Source organism: Nocardia sp. NPDC060249, from assembly GCF_042728755.1.
GTDB lineage: Bacteria > Actinomycetota > Actinomycetes > Mycobacteriales > Mycobacteriaceae > Nocardia.
In genome coordinates this window covers 317,399-339,109 of sequence record NZ_JBHXAQ010000006.1, presented here as the reverse complement: position 1 = coordinate 339,109, position 21,711 = coordinate 317,399, and the positions used below count along the sequence as shown (strand labels likewise).

Here is a 21,711-nt window from a genome sequence, read left to right as displayed (position 1 = left end):
AGTCGTGAACGCAGCAGACGCAGCCGATTCTCCAGCCACCGCCGGCCTTGCCGTGGTCACGGTGACCTATTCACCGGGTGAGCACCTCGAGCACTTCATCACCACCCTGGCCGACGCGACGAGCGAGAAGCCGCAGGTGATCCTGGCCGACAACGGCTCGACCGACGGCGTCCCCGAACTCGTCGCCGAGGCCAACTCGCACGTGACGCTGCTGCACACCGGCGGCAATATCGGCTACGGCGGCGCCATCAACCGGGCCGTCGCCGAGATCGATCCGTCCATCGAGTTCGTCATCCTGGCCAACCCGGACATCCGCTGGGGCGTCGACTCCATCGACAAGATGCTCGAAGCCGCCGCCCGCTGGCCGCGGGCAGGCGCGATCGGGCCGATGGTTCGTGAGCCCGACGGCAGCGTCTACCCGTCCGCGCGCCGGGTCCCCGGGCTCGCCGACGGCGCCGGGCACGCGATCCTGGGCTCGGTCTGGCCGAAGAACCCCTGGTCGGTGCGCTACCGCCAGGAGAACGAGCAGATCTCCGAGCGGGTGGTCGGCTGGCTGTCCGGCTCCTGCCTGCTGGTGCGCCGCGCCGCCTTCGACACCATCGACGGCTTCGACTCGCGCTACTTCATGTACATGGAGGACGTGGACTTCGGTGACCGCATGGGCAAGGCGGGCTGGCACAATGTGTTCGTCCCGGACGCCGAGGTGACCCACGCCAAGGGTCACGCCGCGGGCAAGCATCCGGAATTGATGCTGCCCGCCCACCACGCCAGCGCCTACCGCTTCCAAGCGGACCGGCATCCGCACTGGTGGCAGGCACCGTTGCGGGGCGCGTTGCGGGCCGGACTTGCGGTTCGCTCCAAGATTGCGGTTCGATCGGCGCTGCGTGAGCAAGCGCGAACCGGCGCCTGAGTAGGCACCGGTCCACTGTGAACAGGGGAAACTCGATGGCAGGCAATGCAGGCACCGACGCGGTCATCCTCGTCGGCGGACAGGGCACGCGGCTGCGTCCGCTCACCCTCTCGGCGCCCAAGCCCATGCTGCCGACGGCCGGGCTGCCGTTCCTGACCCACCTGCTGGCCAGGATCGCCGAGGCCGGGATCACCCACGTGGTGCTCGGCACCTCCTTCAAGGCCGAGGTCTTCGAAGAGCACTTCGGTGACGGCTCCGAACTGGGCCTGGACCTGGAGTACGTGACCGAGACCGAACCGCTCGGCACCGGCGGCGGTATCCGCAATGTGCTGCCCAAGCTGCGCGCGGACAACGTGATGGTGTTCAACGGCGACGTCCTCGGCGGCACCGATCTCGGTGCGATCCTCGACACCCACGAGTCGACCAACGCCGACGTCACCCTGCACCTGGTCCGCGTCAGCGACCCGCGCGCGTTCGGCTGCGTGCCCACCGACGACGACGGCCGCGTCACCGCGTTCCTGGAGAAGACCCAGGATCCGCCGACCGACCAGATCAACGCGGGTTGCTACGTGTTCCGCCGCGAGTACATCGAGAAGATCCCCACGGGTCGCCCGGTCTCGGTGGAACGCGAGGTCTTCCCGGCGCTGCTGGCCGAGGGCGCCCGCGTCCAGGGCCACGTCGACGCCTCCTACTGGCGCGACATGGGCACCCCGGAGGACTTCGTGCGCGGCTCCGCGGACCTGGTCCGCGGCATCGCTCCCTCCCCGGCCCTGCCCGGCCAGCGTGGCGAGTCCCTGGTCCACCCCGGCGCGGGCGTGGCACCGGGCGCGCTGCTCATCGGCGGGACCGTGGTCGGGCGCGGCGCGGAGATCGGCGCGGGTGCGCGATTGGACGGCGCGGTGATCTTCGACGGCGCGGTGGTCGAGGCGGGCGCGACCGTCGAACGCTCGATCATCGGCTTCGGTGCGCGCATCGGCCCCCGCGCGCTGGTTCGCGACGGTGTGATCGGCGACGGCGCCAATGTCGGCGCCCGCTGCGAGCTCCTGCGTGGCGCTCGCGTGTGGCCCGGCGTGGTCATCCCCGACGGCGGCATCCGCTTCTCCACCGACGTCTGATCCTCGCGACCGCGCAGCAGCGGCGCCTCCAGCGCTCGGGGCCGGCCACCGGTCGCCCAGGCCAGACCCGCCCGGCCCCGCCTCGCTCGTGATCGCGACGATGGCGCGATCGAGCAGCTCGACGCGATCGAACGCGCCCGCGCCGCGGCTAGCTGAAGCCGACGGCTTGGTCGCCCCAGGCGGTGTGGAGTTCGGCGTCGGGGTTGTCCACGATGCGGTCGATGGTGTCGATGAGCAGGGTGGTGCGGGCGGTGGGGCGGTAGTGGGGCCAGTGTTTGGAGCCGTCGAGGGCGGCGGGGACATTGTGTTCGGCGAACGCCAGCCAGCGGCGCTGCATGCGGCCCGAGACCGCGACCGAGGCTTTGCGCCCACCGAGCCAGAAGGTGGGGTCGTGGTTCAACGTGCCGAAATTGCCGAAGACATAGGGCAATTCGGTGGCATGACCGGCTCCGACCCTGGCGGCCTTCAACATCGGGGTGGCGTAGTCGAAGCGATACATCCAGGTCGGCGAATGCTGGGCGTGGCCCTCGGCGACCCAGGCCGCGGGCATCCGGAAGGCCGCGTCGGTCGACATCGCCAGTGCGCCACGGGTTTTGGTGAGATCAGGGTAGGCCGAGGTGATCTCGGCGATCCGCTCGGGCGACATCTCCGGATGCGAGGCGGCGACGTCGCGCAGCATCGCGTTCACCGCGTCGGGCGTCACCGGCATGATCGGTGAGCGCAGCACCCGGAACAGCGACGCCTCATCGCGATTGGTGCCGATCAGCAACGGCACCCGATGCGAGCGTCCCTGCTGGAATCGGTCGATCGGGTAGCCGGGCAACAGTTCCCCGTCGACGACCGGCGCCGCGGCGAGCCTGCCCGGTTCCTTGATGGGCACCTCGTCCAACAGCACCGAACCGATGTCGACGAGCTGTTCGATCGGCAACTCCAGCAACCGATTCGCCGCGCCGGGCCCGAGTTCGAGCAGCTCCAGATAACGCTGCCCGACGACCGCCGCCCGTTCCTGCCCGAAAACTGTCGTGGCGGGCGGACTCTGGGCAATGGCCTTGTGGAACAGGCCTGCCGCGGCGGGCGAGGTGAGCAGCGCGGTCACACATCCCGCGCCCGAGGACTCACCGAACAGCGTGACGTTGCCCGGATCACCACCGAACGCGGCGATATTGTCGCGCACCCAGGTGAGCGCGGCGAGCTGATCGTGCAGGCCGAGGTTCGCGGTGAACTGCTCGCCGAACGAGGACAGATCGAGGAAACCGAGCACCCCGATTCGGTAGTTCACCGAGACGACAACCACATCGCCCGCCTCGGCCAGCTTGCGTCCGTCGTAGATGGTCTGGGCGGCGGTGCCGAGGCAGTAGGCGCCGCCGTGCACCCAGACCATGACCGGACGCGGGGCGCCGTCGCTGGGCTCCGGCCGCGGCGACCAGACATTGACCCACAGACAGTCCTCACCCATCTGCAGGTCGGAATCCACCGGCACCATCGCGCCCATGGCCTGCGGTGCGATGTCGCCGAAGACCACGCAGTCGCGCACACCGTCCCAGGGCTTCGGGGGTTCGGGTTTCGCGAAGCGCGCGGGCCCGGCGGGTGCGGCGGCGTAGGGAATGCTGCGCCAGACGGCGATCGGTCCGTCCCAGGTCCCACCGACCGTGCCGTACTCGGTCTCCGCCAGTGGGTCGGCATCGTGGGCCCGCGTGTCCGGGTCGAAATCGGGCTGAATGCTCATCGCACACCTCCTAGCCGGCACGACCGCACGGGTGCCTGTGTATTTGCTCCCGCTGGTCGAAGCACCTGGTGACTATCTACGAGAGTACGTGCGCACCGCCCGAACGCGCGCTCTACGCGCCATTTCCGCAGGTAACAGTTACTCCGCGGTACACGCGAAGGCCCCGTTCCGCGGCGACGCACGGCGGTCGTGACGCGAGTTCGGCGGCCGATACCCACCCCGGCCACCGCTCAGGGAGAAACGAGGTCGGCCGCCGTCCGAAACTCCCTCCATCGGACAGCGACCGACCCCGCGCCGGTTAGCTGGATATGTGCTGAGCCTCGTCGCCGACGTAGGCTGCCCACAGGCGCCGGTACGGTCCATCGACGCCGACCAGCTCGGCATGGGCGCCGATCTGCACGAGCTTGCCCGCGCCGACCACCGCGATCAGATCGGCGTCGGCGGCGGTAGCGAGCCGGTGCGCGACGACGATCGTGGTGCGGCCCGCCGTCAGCACGTCGACCGCGGCACGCACCCGCGCCTCGGTGGCCAGGTCCAGCGAGGCGGTGGCCTCGTCCAAGATGAGGATGTCCGGGTCGATGAGCTGTGCCCTGGCCAGTGCCAGCAGCTGACGTTGCCCGGCCGACAGACTGCGCCCGTGCGCGCCGATCGGCTGGTAGTACCCGTGTTCGAGCGCCGCGATCATCTCGTGCGCCCCGACCGCACGAGCGGCCCACTCGATCTCGGCGGGCTCGGCGTCGGGGCTGCCGTAGGCGATGGCCTCGCGCACGGTGTCGCCGAACAGGAACGGCTCCTGCGGGACCACCCCGAGACGTTTGCGGAAGTCGCGCAGCCGGAACCGGCGGATGTCGACACCGTCGACGAGAACCGCGCCCTCGGTCGGGTCGTAGTACCTGGCGAGCAGCTTGACCAGGGTCGATTTGCCCGCACCGGTCTCACCGACCAGCGCGACCTTCTGCCCCGGCTCGATCCGCAGATCCACCCTGTCGAGCACGGTCTTGGCGCGCGCGGAGTACCCGAAGCTCACCGCACGCAGTTCGATCGCGCCGTCGAGCCCGGTCACCGGAAGCGGATCGGCGGCCTCGGGGGTGTCGACGGGAGTGCGCAGCAGGTCGCCGATGCGGTCGACGCCGACCACCGCCTGCTGATAACTGTCGAACACCTGCGAGAGCTGCTGGATCGGGGCGAACAGCAACTCGATGTAGAGCAGGAACGCGATGAGCGTGCCCGCGGTGAGCACGTCGTCGCGAACCTGGTGCACGCCGACCGCGAGCACCGCGGCCGTGGCGATCACCGACATCAATTCGATGCACGGGAAGAACACCGCCATCAGCACCTGCGAGCGCAGCCGCGCGTCGCGGTAGGCCCACGATCGGCGTTCGAACTCGGTCTGGTTCACCGATTCCCGGCGGAACGCCTGGGTGACGGTGATGTTGTCGACGTTCTCCTGCAGATACGCGTTGACCGCGCTGACGCGCTCCCTGGCCAGGTTGTACGCGGGCACCGACGCGCGCCGGAAGGCCACGGTCGCCACGCCGAGCACCGGCAGCAACACGAGCACCACCACGGCCAGCTCGGCATCGATCACCAGGAGCGCGGCGACCACGCCCGCGATGGTGACCGTGCTGGTGAGCGCGGTGGCCAGGCCGGTCTGCAGAAACGCCGACAGCCCGTCCACGTCGGTGGTCATCCTGGTCATGATCCGGCCACCGAGCTCGCGCTCGTAGTACTGCAGCCCGAGCCGTTGCAGGTGGGCGAAGGTCTTGAGGCGCAGACCGTAGAGCAGCCGCTCCCCGACCCGCCCGGTGACGCGCACCTGGGCGACGCTGATCGCCCAGTCCACCACCACGACCACGATCGCCAGCGCGGCCGCGCCGATCACCACCTCGCGCGCACCGGCCAGGACGCCGTGATCGATGCCGTAGCGCACCAGGAACGGGATCAGCACCTGGGCGATGGCATCGAGTCCGACCAGACCGAGGCCGGCGAGCAGCGGCCAGGTGAACGGGCGAAGCAGTCGCGGCAGCGAGAACGCGGTGTCGGGAGTGTGGGAGAACGACGGGTCCACCTCGGGTTCGCCGGACACCGGCGGCAGGCGGTCGAGCAGAGCGACGAGGTCGCCGCTGGGTGGCGCGCTCGCCATCATGCCCCCGCCCGCGCCACCGCCGGGGCCCGCGGGCGCGCCGGCCGAGCGCCGCGCGAACGCCTTGGCCAGGTGTTCCATCGTGCGGTCGTCGTCGGAGTCGACTTCCGGTGCCACCCAGAGCTCTTCGGTGGCGACCCGAGTGGGGTCGCGATGCGGATCGGCACCGATGCCGACGACCTCCGGCGGTGTGAACAGCGCGCGGAACAGCTCACCGGACTGCTGCAGTTCGCGCAGTGTGCCCAGTTCGGCCACGCGGCCGCCGTCGAGAACCGCGACCCGATCGGCGAGCGCCAGCGTCGAGATCCGGTGCGCGACCACGATGGTCGTGCGCTTGCGCAGTTCGGACCCGATCCGCCGGTAGATCTGCTCCTCCACCTGGGCGTCGATGGCCGAGGTGGCGTCGTCGAGCACGAGTACCGGCGCCTCGGTGAGCAGGGCCCGGGCGAGCGCGATGCGCTGGCGCTGACCACCCGAGAGCCGCTGTCCGCGTTCGCCGATGGTGGTGTCGATCCCCTGCGGCAGGGCGGTGACGAATTCGTCGGCCGCGGCCAGATACAGCGCGTGCCAGACCTGTTCGTCGCTGGCGTCGGGCCGGCCGTAGGCGACGTTGGCCCGGATCGAATCGGCCATCAGGTGCGTGTCCTCGAAGACCATCGCCACCTGCGCGCGTGGATCGGGCAGTATCCGCAGGTCGACACCGTCGAAACGCACCGCGCCGGAATCGGGTTCGAGCAGCGCGGGCAGCAACGACACCAGGATCGACTTGCCGCTGCCCGCACCACCCGCGATGGCGACGGTCTCGCCCGAGCCGATCCGCAGATCGACGCCGTCCAGGATCGCCGTGTCGTCGAAACCGAAAACGACCGCGTCGAATTCGATCGATGGCGGCTCGGTGCCGCCGAGACCGCTCGAGCCGGCGTCCGGCGTCCCCGCCGCACCGGCCACCGCGCCCGCGTCGTCCGGCGCTTCGATCACCTCACGCACCCGGTCCAGGGACGCCTTGCCCTGCTGGCTCACGGTCAGCAGCATCGAGAACTGCCGCACCGGCCCCACGAAGGCACCCAGATAGGTCATGAACGCGAGAAAGGTACCGAGCGTGATGGATTGGCGCAGCGCGAGCAACCCGCCGACGATCAGGATCAGCGCCTGCCCCGCCGCGGGCACCGCCTGCACGACCGGGGTGAACCGGCTGGTGATCCGGGCCACCCGCAACCGCGACCGGTACAGCACCCGCGCACGCGCGCCCAGCTGTTCCAGCTCGTACTGCTCCTGCCCGAAACCCTTCACCACCCGCACACCGGCCACCGCGGCCTCGACCTGCATCGCCACCTCGGCGGCCCGCGCCTGCGCGTCCCAGTTGGCGGGGAACAGTTGACGCTGACTGCGCCGGGTGACGATCCACAGCCCCGGCAGCACCACCAGCGCGATCACGGTGAGCGCGGGCGACATCACAGCCATCAGCACCAGCACCGCCGCCAGCAGCGCCACATTGCCCGCGATCATCGGGATGAGCTGCAGGAACATCTGGATCAACGTGACATCGGTGATCGCCCTGCTCACCACCTGCCCGGTGCGCAACTGCGCCTGCTCGCGCCCGTTGAGCCGCAGCAACGCGGCGAACAGGTCGCGGCGCAGATCGTGTTGCACCCCCAGCGACAGCTCGGAGGAGGCCACCCGGCGCGCGTACGACGACCCGAACCTGGCCGCCCCGATCACCAGCAACAGCACCACCCACGGCATCACCGAGGCCGCGGTGGCGCTGAGCGTGTCGACCACGTGCCGCACGACCAGCGGCAGCGCCGCGGTGAGCAGCGCCGCCGCCAGTGCGCCGGTGTAGCTGATGATCACCAGCCGCCGGTGCTCGAGACAGCGACGGGTCAGGTAGCGGATCCAATCCGATCTCATCGGGCAGCCACGAGCACGTCCGCGTCGTCGAACTGGTTCGCCGGCCGCGACAGACCGTAGTGGCCGCGCAACGTGGTCTCGGTGTACTCGGTACGGAACAGGCCGCGCTCCTGCAGGATCGGGACCACCTCGTCGACGAAGCGCTCCAGACCCGAGGGCAGCACCGCGGGCATGATGTTGAAGCCGTCGGCGGCGCCCTGGCGGAACCAGTCCTCGATGGCGTCGGCCACCTGCACCGCGGTGCCCGCGAAGGTGCGGTGCCCGCGTCCGCCACCGAGGCGGGCGATCAGCTCGCGCAGCGTGAGTCGTTCGCGCCGAGCCAGATTCACGATCAGGGTGAAGCGGCTCTTGGCGCCCTCGATATCGTCCTCGGTGGGCAGGTCCTCGGGTAGTTCGCTGTCGAGGTCGAGTTCGTCGACGGGCAGCTTGAACCGCTCGGCGAGTTGTTTGCGCGCGTATTCGGGCGAGATCAGCCGCGCCAGTTCCTCGTCGAGTTCGCGGGCCTGTTCCTCGGTGTCACCGATGATCGGGACGATGCCGGGCAGGATCTTGATGCTCTCCGGGTCGCGGCCCGCGGCGACGGTGCGGGCCTTGAGGTCGGTGTAGAAGGCCTTGGCGTCGTCGAGGGTCTGCTGCGCGGTGAACACGGCCTCGGCGTAGCGGGCGGCGAATTCCTTACCGTCCTCCGATGATCCGGCCTGCACCAGCAGCGGGTATCCCTGTGGGGAACGCGGCAGGTTCAGCGGACCGTCCACTCGGAAGTGCTCGCCGTGGTGCAGGATCTTGCGCACCTTCGAGGCATCGGTGTGGATGCCGAGTTCCTTGTCGGCCAGGATGGCGTCGTCGTCCCAGCTGTCCCACAGTTTCGTTGCCACGTCGACGAATTCGGCGGCCTTCTCGTAGCGCAGCCGGTGGTCGGGGGTGTCGTCGAGACCGAAGTTGCGGGCCGCGTCGGCACCGGCGGTGGTGACGATGTTCCAGCCTGCCCTGCCGTTGCTCGCCCAGTCCACCGAGGCGAACCGGCGGGCGAGGTTGTAGGGGTCGTTGTAGCTGGTGGAGGCCGTGGCGATGAGGCCGATTCGGCTGGTCTGCACGGCGACCGCGGTCAGGATCACGGTCGGCTCCAGCTTGCCGCTGGGCCGGCGACCGGGGTCGCCCATCAGGACCGGGCTGTCGGCGAAGAAGATCGAGTCGAGCTTGCCGCGCTCGGCGGTCTGGGCGAGGCGGACGTAGTAGTTGATGTCGGTGTGCGCGTGCGGATCGCTTTCCGGCAGCCGCCAGGCCGCCTCGTGGTGGCCGACCGACATCAGGAAAGCGTTGAGGTGCAATTGTTTCGACATGGGAAGCGCCTTTCAGGCCGCACGTTCGGCGACGCCGAGTGCGGTGAGCAGGGTGTGACGAATGCGCCCGAAGGCGGGCAGGCTCGGATCGCGCGCGCCGGTCAGCTCGACCGGGATGTCGAGCGAGAGGCGTCCGTCATCGAGCACGATCACCCGGTCGGCCAGGGCGACAGCCTCGTCGACATCGTGGGTGACCAGCAGCACGCTCGGGCGATGCCTGCTGATCAGGTCCCGCAACAGGGCGTGCATCTTGATCCGGGTGAGCGCGTCGAGCGCGCCGAAGGGTTCGTCGGCCAAGAGCAGATCGGGTTCGCCGACCAACGAGCGGGCCAGCGAGACCCGTTGCTGCTCACCACCGGAGAGTTCCCTGGGCCAGGCGCGTTCGCGGCCGGCGAGGCCGACTTCGGCCAGTACCTGCTCGGCGGCGGCGCGGCGCGTTCTCGGCTGTCCGTAGAGCACATTGGGCAGCACCCGCTGCCAGGGCAGCAGCCGCGAATCCTGGAACACCACCGAGGTTTTCGCCGGTATCCGCAACGTGCCCTCGCCCTCGACGTCGTAGTCGAGTCCGGCCAGTGCCCGCAGCAGCGTGCTCTTGCCGGAGCCGCTGCGTCCGAGCAGGGCGACGAACTGGCCGGGCGCGATGGTCAGGTCGATCGAGTCCAGCACCGTGCGGTCACCGAATTTGCGAGTCAGCGAGCGAACCTCGACCCCGGTGACCTCGGGCTCACTCACCCCGCGATAGTGCGTCGCCATGACAGCACCCTCCGTTCCACCAGCCGGATCGCCGAATCCGAGGCCAGGCCGAAGATGGCGTAGACCACCAAGCCGACCAGGATCACATCGGCCTGTCCGTAGTTCTGCGCGTTCGACATCATCTTGCCGAGACCGTCGATGGCGTTGACCGTCTCGACCACGATCAGCACCAGCCAAGCACTGGTGACCGACATCCGCAGACCGAGGAAGAAGCCGGGCAGCGATCCCGGCAGCACGACGCTGCGAATGAACTCCGCCCGCGAAACACCCTGTACCTCTGAGAGTTCCACGAGTTTCTGATCGATCGTGGTGAGCGAGGCGTGGGTCTGGATGTACATGTGCACGACCACACCCAGGGTGATGAGGACGAGCTTGAACTCCTCGCCGATGCCCAACCACAGGATCATCAGCGGGATCAGGCCGAGGGTGGGAATCGCCCGCTTGATCTGGACCGGGCCGTCGATCAGCGATTCACCCCACCGGGAAAGTCCCGCGATCACGGCGAGTGTGGTGCCGATGAGCACACCGAGGACCATGCCGATCAGCACCCGTTGCAGCGACACCCCCAGATTGGCCAGCAGTGGCCCGTCGACCAGCAACTCCCAGCCGGTCGCCAGGACGGTCCACGGCGCGGACAGTTTGCGCGGGTCGATCAGTTCGAGCAGTGAGCCCGCGGTCCACGCGCCCACCAGCAGGACCACGCCGAGCAGGCGGGCGGCGGGGAAGGCCTTGCGCAGACCGAGCCGGCGCAGAGCGCGCCGCTCGACGAATCCGTCGCCGGACGGTGCGGAAACCGGAATCGCGGCACGAGACAGGGCGATGGTCATTGCTGCCCCTTGGTGCGATACGGCGCCGGTACCGCGTCGAACGCGAGCTTCTCGAATCGGCGGTCGAACAGTTCGGCGGCGGGGAAGGAATTACCGAAGAAACCGGCTTTGGTCACCAGATCGATCGTCTCCTGTTCCCAGGAGATCGCCTCGTTCCAATTCTCCGGGAAATACGGCTTTTCCGTTGTGGCGACAATGCGTTTGCCGTCCTCGACCGAGACCGTCTGATCCTTGACGTAGTACGCGTCGATCCATTCCGTGGGATGCTCCCAGGCCCAGACTTCCCCGCGTGCCCAGAATTTCACGAATTCGGCGACGGCGGCGGCTTTGCTGTTGTCACGCAATACCGAGGTCGGCGCCCACAGCACGGTCAGCGCGTCGACGGCGGGAGTGTCGATCGCGGTGGCGCCGTCGACGCGATACTTGTCGAGGTACTTGGTCAGGGTCGGTTCGCCGAACGGGGCGACGTCGATCTCCTTGGCCTGCAGGGCGGTGAGGAACTTCGTGCTCGGCAGATCCACGAGCTGCACCTCGTCGGTGCGGATGCCCGCCGCCTTCAGCGTGCGCAGCACCACCAAGCCCTGCGCCTGGCCAGGCGAGAAGCCGATCTTCTTTCCACGCAGCCCATCGAGGCTGGTGAAGGTGGATCCGGGGGCGGTGGCCAGCTTGTACAGCGGGGTCGTGCGCACCTTGACGCCGACGATCTTCGCGTCGAGACCGCTGGCGTGCGCGTGGATCGGCGGAATGCCCGCGTTGGTGGCCAGGTCGACCGACCCACCGCGGAAAGCCTGGATGACATCGGGACCGGCCTGCACGGCGGGCCACGACGACACCGTGAAGCCGAGCTTGTTCAGTTCTCCCGACGCGGTCAGCGCCACTCTGGCGGTATTGGCCGCGACCGCGAGCGAGACCCCGGCGGGGACTTCGGTGGGCAGCGGGCCCGTCAGTGCGGCGCCGTCCTCGTCGCCGGTGGCGCAGGAGACCGCGAGCAGCGAAGCCGCTGCGGCGAGAAGTGCTATTCGTCGAATATTTTTACGCAAGGTGATTTCCCGGAGGTGATCGAAGAATTATCGGCGACGGAATTCGAACCGCGACAACACAGCACATCCGACGTGACCCGGGCGACGCCGGACTGCATTTTGTTCATAGTGTCAACTGTCGCGTGCGACGCCGCTTCCGGTCAATATTCGACTGTCTTAAAATAACCACGAATCAAACTGCCTGCGCGACAGCCGTGCTCAGTGGATCACTGAACAATTCCTGCAACACCACCCCGGCAGCCGCCATCACCAGCACTTGGCCGGGAAACGTCGACGCGAAGATCACCTCGGCCGGGTCGGCGCCGATGGTCGAGTGGGCACGCACCGCCTCGTCGTAGGCTTCGCGGACGCCGGGAACCGTGTTCAGGCCACGGTCGATCAGTACCAGCGCTTCCGGATCGATCAGATCGATCAGCGCCGCGGCGACCTCACCCATCACCGTGGCACGCTCGATGAAGTACTCGCGTTCCGGACCGCCGGCCGCGGCCGCCGCCACCAACGCGGGAAAGCCGTCGAACCGGCCTGCGGTTTCGGCGCGCGCCAGCAACGCGTGGTCGCCGAGGGCCTCGAGGGCGAATCTGTTGGTCGTGCCGAGCAATCGGGCGATCGAGCCCGCCCCGAAATGTGGCCCGCAGTGGACGCGGCCGTGCACGGCGATGGCGGCGTCGATGACATTGCCGACGAACAGCACGATCGAGCTCGCCGAGCCGCGCAAACGGCCGTAGAGCTGTTCGGCGTGCACCGTCGCGCGGGTGTGGCTGTCCACACTGACCGGTAAACCTGTGCGGGCACTGAGGTATTCGCGCACCGGCACATCACGCCAGCGCAGATAGGAGTGTTCGACCACCGAACCGGTGGCGGTGTCGACGCGGCCGCCGATCGCCACCCCGAGCCCGCGGATCCGCACCTGATCGGCAAGGTTCGCTCCGACCGCGCGCACGCGCTCCAGCACGGCGTCGAGGATGTCGTACGGGGCGTGGGTGCGATGGGGCACCTGTTCGCTGTGCAGCACCGAACCGGCGATGTCGACCACCGCGACGGTGATCTGCACCGCCGCGATGTGCACCGCGATCACCACATTGCCGACGGCGTCCAGCGCGATCGGACTGTGTGGCCTGCCCACACCACCCGGCGCCGGCGACTCCGGCAGTTCGACGAGCAGCCCCGCCTCGACCAGCGCCCGGCTCTGCCAGGTAACCGTGGCAGGCGAGACCCCGGCGTGTCTGGCCACCACGCTGCGCGGTGCCGACCCGAGGTCGAGCACCGCCCGCAATACCGCCCCCGCGCTACTGTTCGCCATGCGCCACCTCGCCATCACCGCCGTTCGCTCACGGTACGGAGCGCAGCGGCCGCGGCGAAGCGTTCGGCGCACGGTGATCCCAAGCATGGGCCCCTACACTGGGCCGATGCCGAACTACAGCTTCCGGTGCCGCTCCTGTGGCGACACGTTCGACGTCAACCGGCCGATGGCGCAGTCCTCGGATCCGGCGACGTGCCCGGCCGGCCACGACGACACCGTCAAACTGCTCACCACCTTCGCGGCGGTGGGACGCGGCTCGGCGCCCGCCCCCGCGCCCGCGCCGCGTCCGGCAGGCGGCGGTTGCTGCGGTGGTGGCGGCTGCTGCTGACCCCGCGGGTGCCCGGCCGCCGCCCGGTCGTCAGTCGCGGCGGTCGACGTGGCCGAGGTCGCGATCGGGGGCGATCCGGTCGCGAACGCGCTGCTTGAGGACCGCGATATCGGGGAAACCCCCGTCCGCCTTGCGTTCCCAGAGTTGTTCGCCGTCGAGGGTGATGCGGAAGATGCCGCCCTGGCCGGGCACGAGCGCCACCTCACCGAGTTCGGTGGCGAACGTGGTCAGCAGTTCCTGCGCCATCCAGCTCGCGCGCAGCAGCCAGCGGCATTGGGTGCAGTATTCGATCGCGATACGGGGCACCTGAGCAGTATCCCCCGCTCAAGCCCGAAACGTCCCGTCGAGGTAGACCCAGGCTCCGTCGACCCGCACGAAGGTGCTCAGCTCGTGCATCGTGTCCCGGGCGCCGTCGATTCTGTAGTGGGCGATGAACTCCACGGTGCCGTTGTCGTCGAACGGCCCGCCACGCCGCGTGCCCACGATCTCGAGGAACAGCCACCGCTGATCCGGATCGAGCTCGAGCTCGGCGGGGCGCGTGCTGGGGTGCCACGAGCGCAGCAGGTAGTCCACATCGCCGACGACATAGGCGGTGTAGCGAGACCGCATCAGCGTCTCCGCGGTCGGCGCGGCCTTCTCCCCGGCCAGAATCGGCCCACAACAGCCATCGAACGGCTCACCTCGACGACACGCTCGCACTTCACCCATACCGTCATCCTGCCGGACCCACCCGCCACACCGCGCACCCCAGGTCCGCCGTGCCTACTCTGCGTCGCTCACCCGAACGGCTGCTGCGCGAGGGGAGCGAGCTCGAGTGCCCGCGCCAGCTCCGCGGTCTGATCGCGCCACCGCCGCAGATCGGTGACACTCGGCGCCATCTCGTAGTCGAGGTGATGCGCCGCCCGCGACAGCGCCGCCCACAACGCGCCGACCTGTCCCGCGGTCTCCGGCCCCGCGTAGACCCGCAACGCGAGCAGCTGTGCCCGCATCGGGCACCGCATCAACTCCGGCGCCACCTGCGCCCACAGCTGGTCCACCGCCTGCTCGAGCGCCAACCGCAGGATCCAGGCCACCGCCCGCGACCACACCCCACCGGCATCCGACACCGACCCGTCCAGCAAGTTCTCGGCCGCTTCCAGCCGCTGCGCCACCGAGGGCCGCGGGCTGAATTTCGCGCGAGCCGGTCTGCCGCGGCGACTCACGACCCCACCGTACCGGCACGGCGGCGCGCGGCCACCGACTCGCGCCGACCGCGAAGGGGCCTGCCGGTGTCCCCGGCGAGCCCACTCATGTGCGCGCCGCCGCAGGCTCGTGCGCCCGCAGCCAGGCGATGAATCGTTCGGTGTCACTGATCAATTCCCGCATCGGGCGATCGATCGGCACGTGCGCTCCCGCGGTGGCATCGCGCAGGACGCCGACGAGCCAGCGTCCACCGACCGCGCTCAGGTGCTTGTTCAGGTCGTCCACCCGGGCGCCGACGCCCATGATGGCGAGGGTGATCATGGCGCGGGTGGTGTGGGCGTTGCGCACGCGCCGCTCCACTTCCCCGTGTTCGAGGCCCACCGCCAGCAGTTCCTGACGGGCTTTCGCCAGCCCGGCCGCTTCGATGGCCGAACGGCAGCAGGTAGCGACGAGCTCATCGGCGATCGCCGGTGGGAGTTGCGGTGTGCGCAACAGGGATCGGGCATCGTCGAGATAGCGGCGGACCGGGTCGCCGGTGACCCTGACCTCGACGATCGAACGCTCGCGACGCTGCACCTCGAGCACCGTCGCGTCGAGCTGCATGCGGCGCACCGCCTCGGCGAGACGCTCGTCATGGGTGAACACCACCACCTGCCGCGCGGCCGCCACCTCGGCGAGCACCCTGGCCAGTCCGTCGACCTTCGCGGGATCCATCGCCTGCACCGGGTCGTCGATCATCACGAACCGGAACGGGCTGTGCGCCACCGTGGCTCGTGGGAGAAACAGCGAAAGGCCGAGCGCGTGCAGCTCCCCCTGGCTCATCACGCCCAGCGCCGCGCCGTCCACCTCGTCGACCGTCACATCGAGCAGCACCCGCCGCGCCGTGCCCGCGCTGCCCTGCAACCGAATCGCGCCGAGCTCGACATTGCTCTGCTGTCGCAGGGTGCTCCACACCCAGCGTGCCGTGGTCTCCAGCGGCCGCATCCGCTCCTCGCGGATCGTCGCCGTCGCCGCCTTGAGCCAGTCGGCCGCCTTCTTCACCACCCGCAGCTCACTCGCGTGATCGGCGACGGCGCGAGCGGGATCGAGCCAGGCGAGCACGCGCGGGACCAGCGGCGACCACACCGCATCGAGGCGGTCCAGCTCGGTGCGCGTATCCCGTTGCAGCGCGGTGAGTTCCGCGGTGAGATCGGCGTGAATCGCGCGCAGTCGAGCCGGGAGCTGGTCCGCGTAGTCGGCTGTCGCGAGCGCGGCCCACTCCGACCAGAGCTGTCCGACGATGTCGCGCTGTTTACGCAACGAGTCCGAGGTGGCGTACCGCGCGGGCGCCTCCGACTGGCGCTGCACCGAATCGAACGCCTGCCCCAGGTGGCCCGGTGCGCCGGTACCGACCGCGAATGCCGAACCGAGCTCGACCGGCAGGTCTGCGGGAAGGTTGCGGGCCGCCGCCAGAGCCGTGTCGAATTCCGCCGTGGCCGCCTGAAACGCCGCGAGTTCCGCAGTGCGGTGGGCGATTTCGGCATCGGCCGCGGCCAGCCAATCGGCGTCGAGTTCGTCACGTCCACAGACCGGGCACGGGCACGAACCCACCGCCGAGGCGTGTTCGCGTGCCCGCGTGAGCAATTCGAGCACGCGCAGATCGGCCTCGGAATCGGCAGTGGCGTGGCGCGCCACATTCCGGGCCGCTTCGGCGAGTCGATCGGTCGCGGCGGCGACCCGCGCGACATCGGGCAACGACAGGCGCAGGGTCGCGCGCAGACCCGCGGGCCCGTCGATACCGAGGACCGAACCGGCTACCGCGCCCGCCACCGCGTCGAGATCGGGGTCGGGCGTGCGCAGCAGGTCGGCCACGGCGCGGGCACGTTCGTCATCGGCCTCGGCCAGCTCGACCAGCAGGTCGGCGCGGGACTGGCGCGAATCCTTCACGGCGCGTTCGAGTTCGAGTTTGCGCAACCGGATCTGCTCGGCCGCGGCGGCCAGCTCGTCGAGGCCGAGCAGGCGATGCAGCGCGTCGAACAGGTCGCTCGGCTTGCCGTCGACGAGCGCGCCGAGCTCGCTGTAGGACAGGAACGGCCGGTACAGATCGAGCCGCTGGCGCCGGCCGTGCGGGTCGACCGAGGCCGCCGCTGCGGATCCACGCCGCTCGGTCCACCGCGCGTCGGCCAGCTCCGCACTCGGGTCCCAGCTGGTGGCGACCGAGAGCGCGGGGTCCTCGCCCGCGGTGAGCAGCTCGACCTCGATTCGGGCGGTCCCGGGTTCGTGCAGGTTGCGCCACCCCTCTCGCCAGGCGGTCGAGCGGCCGTCCCAGCGCCGATTCCCGCCGGTCAGCGCGAACTCCGCGGCCTCGGCGAAACTCGACTTCCCGCTGCCGTTGCGACCGACCACCAGCGTCAGGCCGGGTCCCGGATTCAAGCGCAGCGTCGCCGCGGGCCCGATCCCCCGGAAACCCTGCACGGTGATCGACCGCAGAAAGACCCCGGTATCACCGGAATCCGTTGCGGCCGAGTCACCGTCGACAGCTGTGAGCGCGGCGAGCACGCAGTCGGCGACCCGTTCCTCCACTGCCGGGTCGGCGGCGAGCTCGCGCGCGACCACCTCGGCGATCCGATCCGAGCACACTTGCGACATCCCCCTTCGCGTCGGCGCGCAACGCGGCGATCCTGGTTGAAACGCTACCCGATCGCCGGATGTTCGCCCAGGGGATGCGCAGGGCCCCCAGCGAATCTGCCCGCGGGAGTGGAATGGCCATCGCGGCGCCACGGCGGGCCCTCGATGTCCACCCCTCGCCCACCCCGGCGGGCAGCTCGATGAGGTGTTCACACCCGCGTTACGCTGCGTCGAGCAGCACGGGCGGTCCGGGCGGTGCCGAACAGGTCAGAATGCCAGAGATCACGACCCACGGCAAGAGCTGGAGCACGAATTCGCCGCAGCACCAGTGTTTTCCACGCGCCCCGCCGCCGGCGCCGCCAGTTGTCGGTGGGTTGCGGTAGATATTCGGCGAACACGAGAACGGGGGAACCGATGACCGAGCAACGCACGCCGTGGACCGAGGACCAGGTCCGCGCGCTCGCGCCCGATGCGAGCTCGCTGGCTGCCGCACGCAAGCTGGCCGGTCGCTGGCGTGAGACCGGCACGGCGGGCAACGCGGTGTGGGGGCTGTGTCAGGGCAGTGGCGCCAAGCCGTATCAGGCGATCGTCGACCTGGACGGGCCCGCCTACAAGTGCTCGTGCCCCAGCCGCAAGTTCCCGTGTAAGCACACGCTGTCGCTGTTGCTCACCTGGTCGAGCGGCCAGATCCCCGGACGGGAAGCGCCCGCCGACTTCGCGGCCGAGTGGCTGGCCGGGCGGGCCGCGAAAGCCGCCGCGCCACCGAAGGCCAAGGCCGCGAGCACGCCCTCGCAGGCCACCGTCGAACAGCGGCGGGCCAGGGTGGCCGCCGGGCTCACCGAACTGGAGGTCTGGCTCACCGACCAGATCCGGACCGGGCTGGCGCAGACCGACCGTTCGTATGCCGCCTACGAGGCGATCGCGGCGCGGATGGTCGATGCCCAGGCGCCCCGCATCGCCGAGGCCCTGCGCAGGCTGCCCACCGCGGTCGTCACCACCGAACACTGGCCCGAACTGCTGTTGCGCGAGTACGCCCGGCTGCACCTGCTGGTGCTGGCCCATCGCAGGCTGGATGCCCTGCCCGAGCCGCTGCGGGCCGGGATCCGCACCCACGTCGGCTACCCGACGTCGGCCGAGTCGGTGCTGACCGAGCCCGCCGTGCGGGATCGCTGGCTGGTGTTCGGCATGCGGGTGAGCGAGGAGGAGCGGCTGCACACGCGCCGCACCTGGCTGCGCGGTCGCGGGAGCGGACGGTGGGCCCTGCTCATCGAGCATTCCTTCGCCACCCCGAATTTCACCGGTGAGGTGCCCGCACCCGGGAACGAAGTGGACGCCGAACTGCACTATTACCCCGGTGCGGTGTCACTGCGCGCGCAATGGGGCACTCGCCACAGCGTCCCCGAGCCCTTCACCACCGTCCCCGCGGTCGGCGGCACCACGATCGACGACGCGCTCGACGCCTACGCGGGCGCGTTGAGTGCGGATCCGTGGCTGCGTGCCTGGCCCGCGCTGCTCACCGATGTCGTGCCGGTGCTCGACGAGACCGGCTGGCAGCTCGTCGCCTCCGACGGCACCGCGCTACCGCTGCCGGCGGGCGTGCGCCCGTGGCGGCTGATCGCGGTCGCGGGTGGTCACCCGGTGACGGTGTGCGGCGAGTGGCGAGCCGACGGCTTCGACCCGATCTCGGTGCTGTGCGCAGGTGAGGTGAGCGACCTGGAAACCGAGTTCCCCACCGAGACCACCCCGACCCCCGCGCTGGCCGAACTGGTCTCGGTGGCGCTGCTCGGCACCGCCCGCCGCAGCGCCGACGGCGTCCATCTCGACTCCGCGGTCGCCGCCGCCGTCCCGCAGCACGCGGGCGAACCAGCCACCCGGCTGCTCCACACCGCCGCGCTGCAAGACCTGTACCTGCGCGGCGGGCAACTCCCCCGCACGGCGGCGAAACCGGAACCCGCCGTGGATGATCCGCGGCCGCTACTGCCTCGCCCCGCCGCCGACCGTCTCAGCCGCCTCCTCGCCGACAAATCCCCGTTCCTGTCCGAATGGTTCACCGCGGCAGCACCGTATGACTTCCGCCTCCCCGATGTGCTGTGTGTCCAGGCGCTCTCCGCGGCTTCCGACACCGCGCTGAGAGCACCGCTGCTCCGGCTGGCGGGCCGGCGCGGACGCTGGCTCGCCGCCCGCAACCCGGCCTGGACGAAACTGGTCGACGAGTTCCCCGCCGACGCCGCTACCGCGTCGGCGGGTGCGGCAGGCGACAACGGGCGGCCGGAGCTGACGGCGAGCGCCGACCTCCACCTCGACACCGACCCGAGCGCCGGGCCGACAGATCACAGTGTCGATTCGGGCTCCGGTACAGAGCCGGGAGCACACGATGTCTGGTTGTTCGGCACATCCGGCGAGCGAAAGGACTGGTTCGCGCGTGCCCGCCGGGCCGACCCGGCCGCGGCACTGGCCGTGTTGACCGCGGCGTGGCCGAAGGAGTCGGGGCCGGTCAAGGCTGAGCTGCTCGAACTACTCGCCGATGGGCTGAGTTCGGCGGACGAAGCCCTGCTCGAGCGGGCCCTCGACGACCGGCGCGGTGACGTCCGGCGTACCGCGACGACGCTGCTGAACAAGCTCCCGGAAGCCGCTTTCGGACGCCGGATGGCAGCACTGGTGGCGTCGTGGATCCGGGTGCGGGACGACGGCACGGTAGACGTGCGGGTACCCGCGGAGCTCGACGCGCAGGCCCGGCGCGACGGCATCACCGATGCGACCGATCAAGCGAAATTGCGCTGGGACACTCCTGATTCGACGATCACGACCCTGCACCAGGCGATCGCCGCGACCCCGCTCACCGCGTGGTCCTCGATCGTGCGGGCCACCGGCGAGCACACCCCGGTCACCGCGTTGACACTGTCGCTGCCGCCCCGCTATGCCAAGGCGATCGTGGACGGCTGGGTCGATGCCACGCTCGCCCAGCACGACACCGCGTGGGCCCGTGCGCTGTTCGCCCACGCCACCCCGACCGAGCAGGCGGTGCTGCGGCGTCGCGAACTGTTCACCCTGCTCGATGCCGCCGACCGGATCGAGCACGTGCTCGACCTCGACGCGCACCAGCTCACCGAACTCCACGCGATCCTGCCCGGCCTCGATCACCCCTGGCCCGAACCCGTCGCCGGCCACGTACTGCGCCTGCTCGGCGAGCGCGCCCGCACCACCGCGCGGCAGCCGCACGCCAGTGCGGGCGTGTACACCGACCGGGCGCTGCTCACGGCCGCGAGCGTCCACTTCCCTGTCGAATTCGCGACGCGCGTCAGCGCGCTCGCCGACACCACCGACGATCCCGCCTGGCACCAGGCATTCCACCGACTCGCCCACGATCTCACCGATCGTGCCACCATGCTCGAGGAGCTGCGTTGACCACCACCGAACCCGCCACCACCCTGCTGCGTCCCCACGCCGAACAGGCCTTCGCCGACGAGTTGGCCGCCCTCGACCGCGTCGACGACCGGGTGCGCCCGCCGTCCTGGAAACTGTCGCCGTGGGCCGTGGTCACCTACATTCTCGGCGGCACCCTCGACGACGGCACCGTGATCACGCCCAAATATGTCGGCCCGCGCCGGCTGATGGAAGTCGCGGTCGCCACCCTCGCCACCGACCGCGCGCTGCTGCTGCTCGGTGTGCCGGGCACCGCGAAAACCTGGGTGTCCGAGCATCTTTCGGCTGCCATCAGCGGTGAATCGACGCTGCTCGTGCAGGGCACCTCCGGCACCGCCGAAGAGGCGATCCGCTACGGCTGGAACTACGCCCGGCTGCTCGCCGAGGGGCCGAGCGACGCCGCCCTGGTCGCGTCACCGGTGATGACCGCGATGCGCACCGGGGCCATCGCGCGCATCGAAGAGCTCACCCGTATCCCCTCCGATGTGCAGGACGCGCTGATCACCATCCTGTCCGAGAAGACCCTGCCGGTGCCCGAGCTCGGCGCGGAAGTGCAGGCGGCCAAGGGTTTCAACGTCATCGCCACCGCCAACGATCGCGACCGCGGCGTCAACGATCTCTCCTCGGCCCTGCGGCGCCGCTTCAACACCGTGGTGCTGCCGCTGCCCGCCGACGAGGATTCCGAGGTCGCCATCGTCAGCCGTCGCGTCGAACAGCTCGGCGCCGCACTGGAATTGCCGACTGTTCCGGCCGCCGCCGAGGAAGTCCGCCGCGTGGTGCGGGTCTTCCGCGAACTGCGCTCCGGCATCACCGCCGACGGGCGCACCAAGCTCAAATCCCCCTCGGGCACCCTGTCCACCGCCGAGGCGATCTCGGTGATCACCAACGGCCTCGCCCTGTCCGCCCACTTCGGCGACGGCGTCCTGCGCGCCTCCGACATCGCGGGCGCCGTCCTCGGCTCGGTGATCAAGGACCCGGTGGCCGACACCGTGGTCTGGACCGAATACCTCGAGGCCGTGGTGCGGGAACGCCCGGATTGGGCCGATTTCTACCGGGCCTGCCGCGAAAACGCGGGCTGACAGCACACCGAAGGGGAGGACGGAACACAC

16 protein-coding genes are annotated in these 21,711 nt (G+C 69.9%); 5 read left to right on the top strand and 11 right to left on the bottom strand.

All coding sequences use genetic code 11. The features are described from left to right. The first annotated feature begins 4 nt into the window (after positions 1 to 4). Together ACFWFP_RS23205 and ACFWFP_RS23200 are read left to right on the top strand one after the other, a co-directional pair. Positions 5 to 910 (top strand): glycosyltransferase family 2 protein, encoded by a 906-nt coding sequence (locus tag ACFWFP_RS23205; protein ID WP_379298232.1) that lies wholly within the window; start codon positions 5 to 7, stop codon positions 908 to 910. Between the two features lie 35 nt (positions 911 to 945). Next, a complete protein-coding gene (locus ACFWFP_RS23200; RefSeq protein ID WP_101466021.1) occupies positions 946 to 2,025 on the top strand; it encodes a sugar phosphate nucleotidyltransferase in 1,080 nt (359 codons plus the stop codon). A 148-nt stretch (positions 2,026 to 2,173) separates the two neighbouring features. Here the strand turns inward: ACFWFP_RS23200 and ACFWFP_RS23195 are convergent, their stop codons facing one another. From ACFWFP_RS23195 to ACFWFP_RS23165, 7 genes are all read right to left on the bottom strand, one after another. After that, the gene (locus ACFWFP_RS23195; RefSeq protein WP_379298230.1) at positions 2,174 to 3,751 is read right to left on the bottom strand and encodes a carboxylesterase/lipase family protein; all 1,578 of its coding nucleotides are present in this window, start codon (positions 3,749 to 3,751) and stop codon (positions 2,174 to 2,176) included. Between the two features lie 298 nt (positions 3,752 to 4,049). Next, positions 4,050 to 7,802, bottom strand: a complete 3,753-nt coding sequence (locus tag ACFWFP_RS23190) for an ABC transporter ATP-binding protein (protein ID WP_379298228.1) — start codon at positions 7,800 to 7,802, stop codon at positions 4,050 to 4,052. Next, positions 7,799 to 9,142 carry an LLM class flavin-dependent oxidoreductase gene (locus tag ACFWFP_RS23185; protein ID WP_379298226.1) on the bottom strand — a complete coding sequence of 448 codons (1,344 nt, stop codon included), beginning with the start codon at positions 9,140 to 9,142 and terminating at the stop codon, positions 7,799 to 7,801. The genes ACFWFP_RS23190 and ACFWFP_RS23185 overlap by 4 nt, the downstream gene beginning before the upstream one ends. 12 nt (positions 9,143 to 9,154) lie before the next feature. Beyond that, positions 9,155 to 9,895, bottom strand: coding sequence for an ABC transporter ATP-binding protein (locus tag ACFWFP_RS23180; protein ID WP_379298224.1), 741 nt, complete (start codon positions 9,893 to 9,895; stop codon positions 9,155 to 9,157). Continuing rightward, positions 9,871 to 10,722, bottom strand: coding sequence for an ABC transporter permease (locus ACFWFP_RS23175; RefSeq protein ID WP_379298222.1), 852 nt, complete (start codon positions 10,720 to 10,722; stop codon positions 9,871 to 9,873). Before ACFWFP_RS23175 ends, ACFWFP_RS23180 begins: the two co-directional genes overlap by 25 nt. After that, positions 10,719 to 11,762 (bottom strand): ABC transporter substrate-binding protein, encoded by a 1,044-nt coding sequence (locus ACFWFP_RS23170; RefSeq protein WP_379298220.1) that lies wholly within the window; start codon positions 11,760 to 11,762, stop codon positions 10,719 to 10,721. The genes ACFWFP_RS23175 and ACFWFP_RS23170 overlap by 4 nt, the downstream gene beginning before the upstream one ends. A gap of 172 nt (positions 11,763 to 11,934) precedes the next feature. Next, on the bottom strand, positions 11,935 to 13,062 hold the full coding sequence (locus tag ACFWFP_RS23165; RefSeq protein WP_379298218.1) for an ROK family protein: 1,128 nt from the start codon (positions 13,060 to 13,062) through the stop codon (positions 11,935 to 11,937). Between the two features lie 106 nt (positions 13,063 to 13,168). Here ACFWFP_RS23165 and ACFWFP_RS23160 point away from each other — a divergent pair, with 106 nt between their 5' ends. Further along, complete coding sequence (locus tag ACFWFP_RS23160; RefSeq protein ID WP_379223472.1) at positions 13,169 to 13,390, top strand: zinc ribbon domain-containing protein; 222 nt, start codon at positions 13,169 to 13,171, stop codon at positions 13,388 to 13,390. A 30-nt stretch (positions 13,391 to 13,420) separates the two neighbouring features. Here the strand turns inward: ACFWFP_RS23160 and ACFWFP_RS23155 are convergent, their stop codons facing one another. The 4 genes from ACFWFP_RS23155 to ACFWFP_RS23140 form a co-directional block, all read right to left on the bottom strand. Further along, positions 13,421 to 13,696, bottom strand: coding sequence for a SelT/SelW/SelH family protein (locus ACFWFP_RS23155; RefSeq protein ID WP_132369677.1), 276 nt, complete (start codon positions 13,694 to 13,696; stop codon positions 13,421 to 13,423). Positions 13,697 to 13,714: 18 nt separating this feature from the next. After that, positions 13,715 to 14,098, bottom strand: a complete 384-nt coding sequence (locus ACFWFP_RS23150) for a YchJ family protein (RefSeq protein WP_379298216.1) — start codon at positions 14,096 to 14,098, stop codon at positions 13,715 to 13,717. Between the two features lie 68 nt (positions 14,099 to 14,166). After that, the gene (locus ACFWFP_RS23145) at positions 14,167 to 14,592 is read right to left on the bottom strand and encodes a hypothetical protein (protein ID WP_379298214.1); all 426 of its coding nucleotides are present in this window, start codon (positions 14,590 to 14,592) and stop codon (positions 14,167 to 14,169) included. An 85-nt stretch (positions 14,593 to 14,677) separates the two neighbouring features. Further along, positions 14,678 to 17,200, bottom strand: a complete 2,523-nt coding sequence (locus tag ACFWFP_RS23140) for an AAA family ATPase (protein ID WP_379298212.1) — start codon at positions 17,198 to 17,200, stop codon at positions 14,678 to 14,680. Positions 17,201 to 17,593: 393 nt separating this feature from the next. On the opposite strand from ACFWFP_RS23140, the gene ACFWFP_RS23135 reads away from it, so the two are divergent. Continuing rightward, on the top strand, positions 17,594 to 20,584 hold the full coding sequence (locus tag ACFWFP_RS23135; RefSeq protein ID WP_379298210.1) for a DUF5691 domain-containing protein: 2,991 nt from the start codon (positions 17,594 to 17,596) through the stop codon (positions 20,582 to 20,584). Continuing rightward, positions 20,581 to 21,681 carry an AAA family ATPase gene (locus tag ACFWFP_RS23130; protein ID WP_379298208.1) on the top strand — a complete coding sequence of 367 codons (1,101 nt, stop codon included), beginning with the start codon at positions 20,581 to 20,583 and terminating at the stop codon, positions 21,679 to 21,681. Before ACFWFP_RS23135 ends, ACFWFP_RS23130 begins: the two co-directional genes overlap by 4 nt. Positions 21,682 to 21,711: the final 30 nt, after the last annotated feature.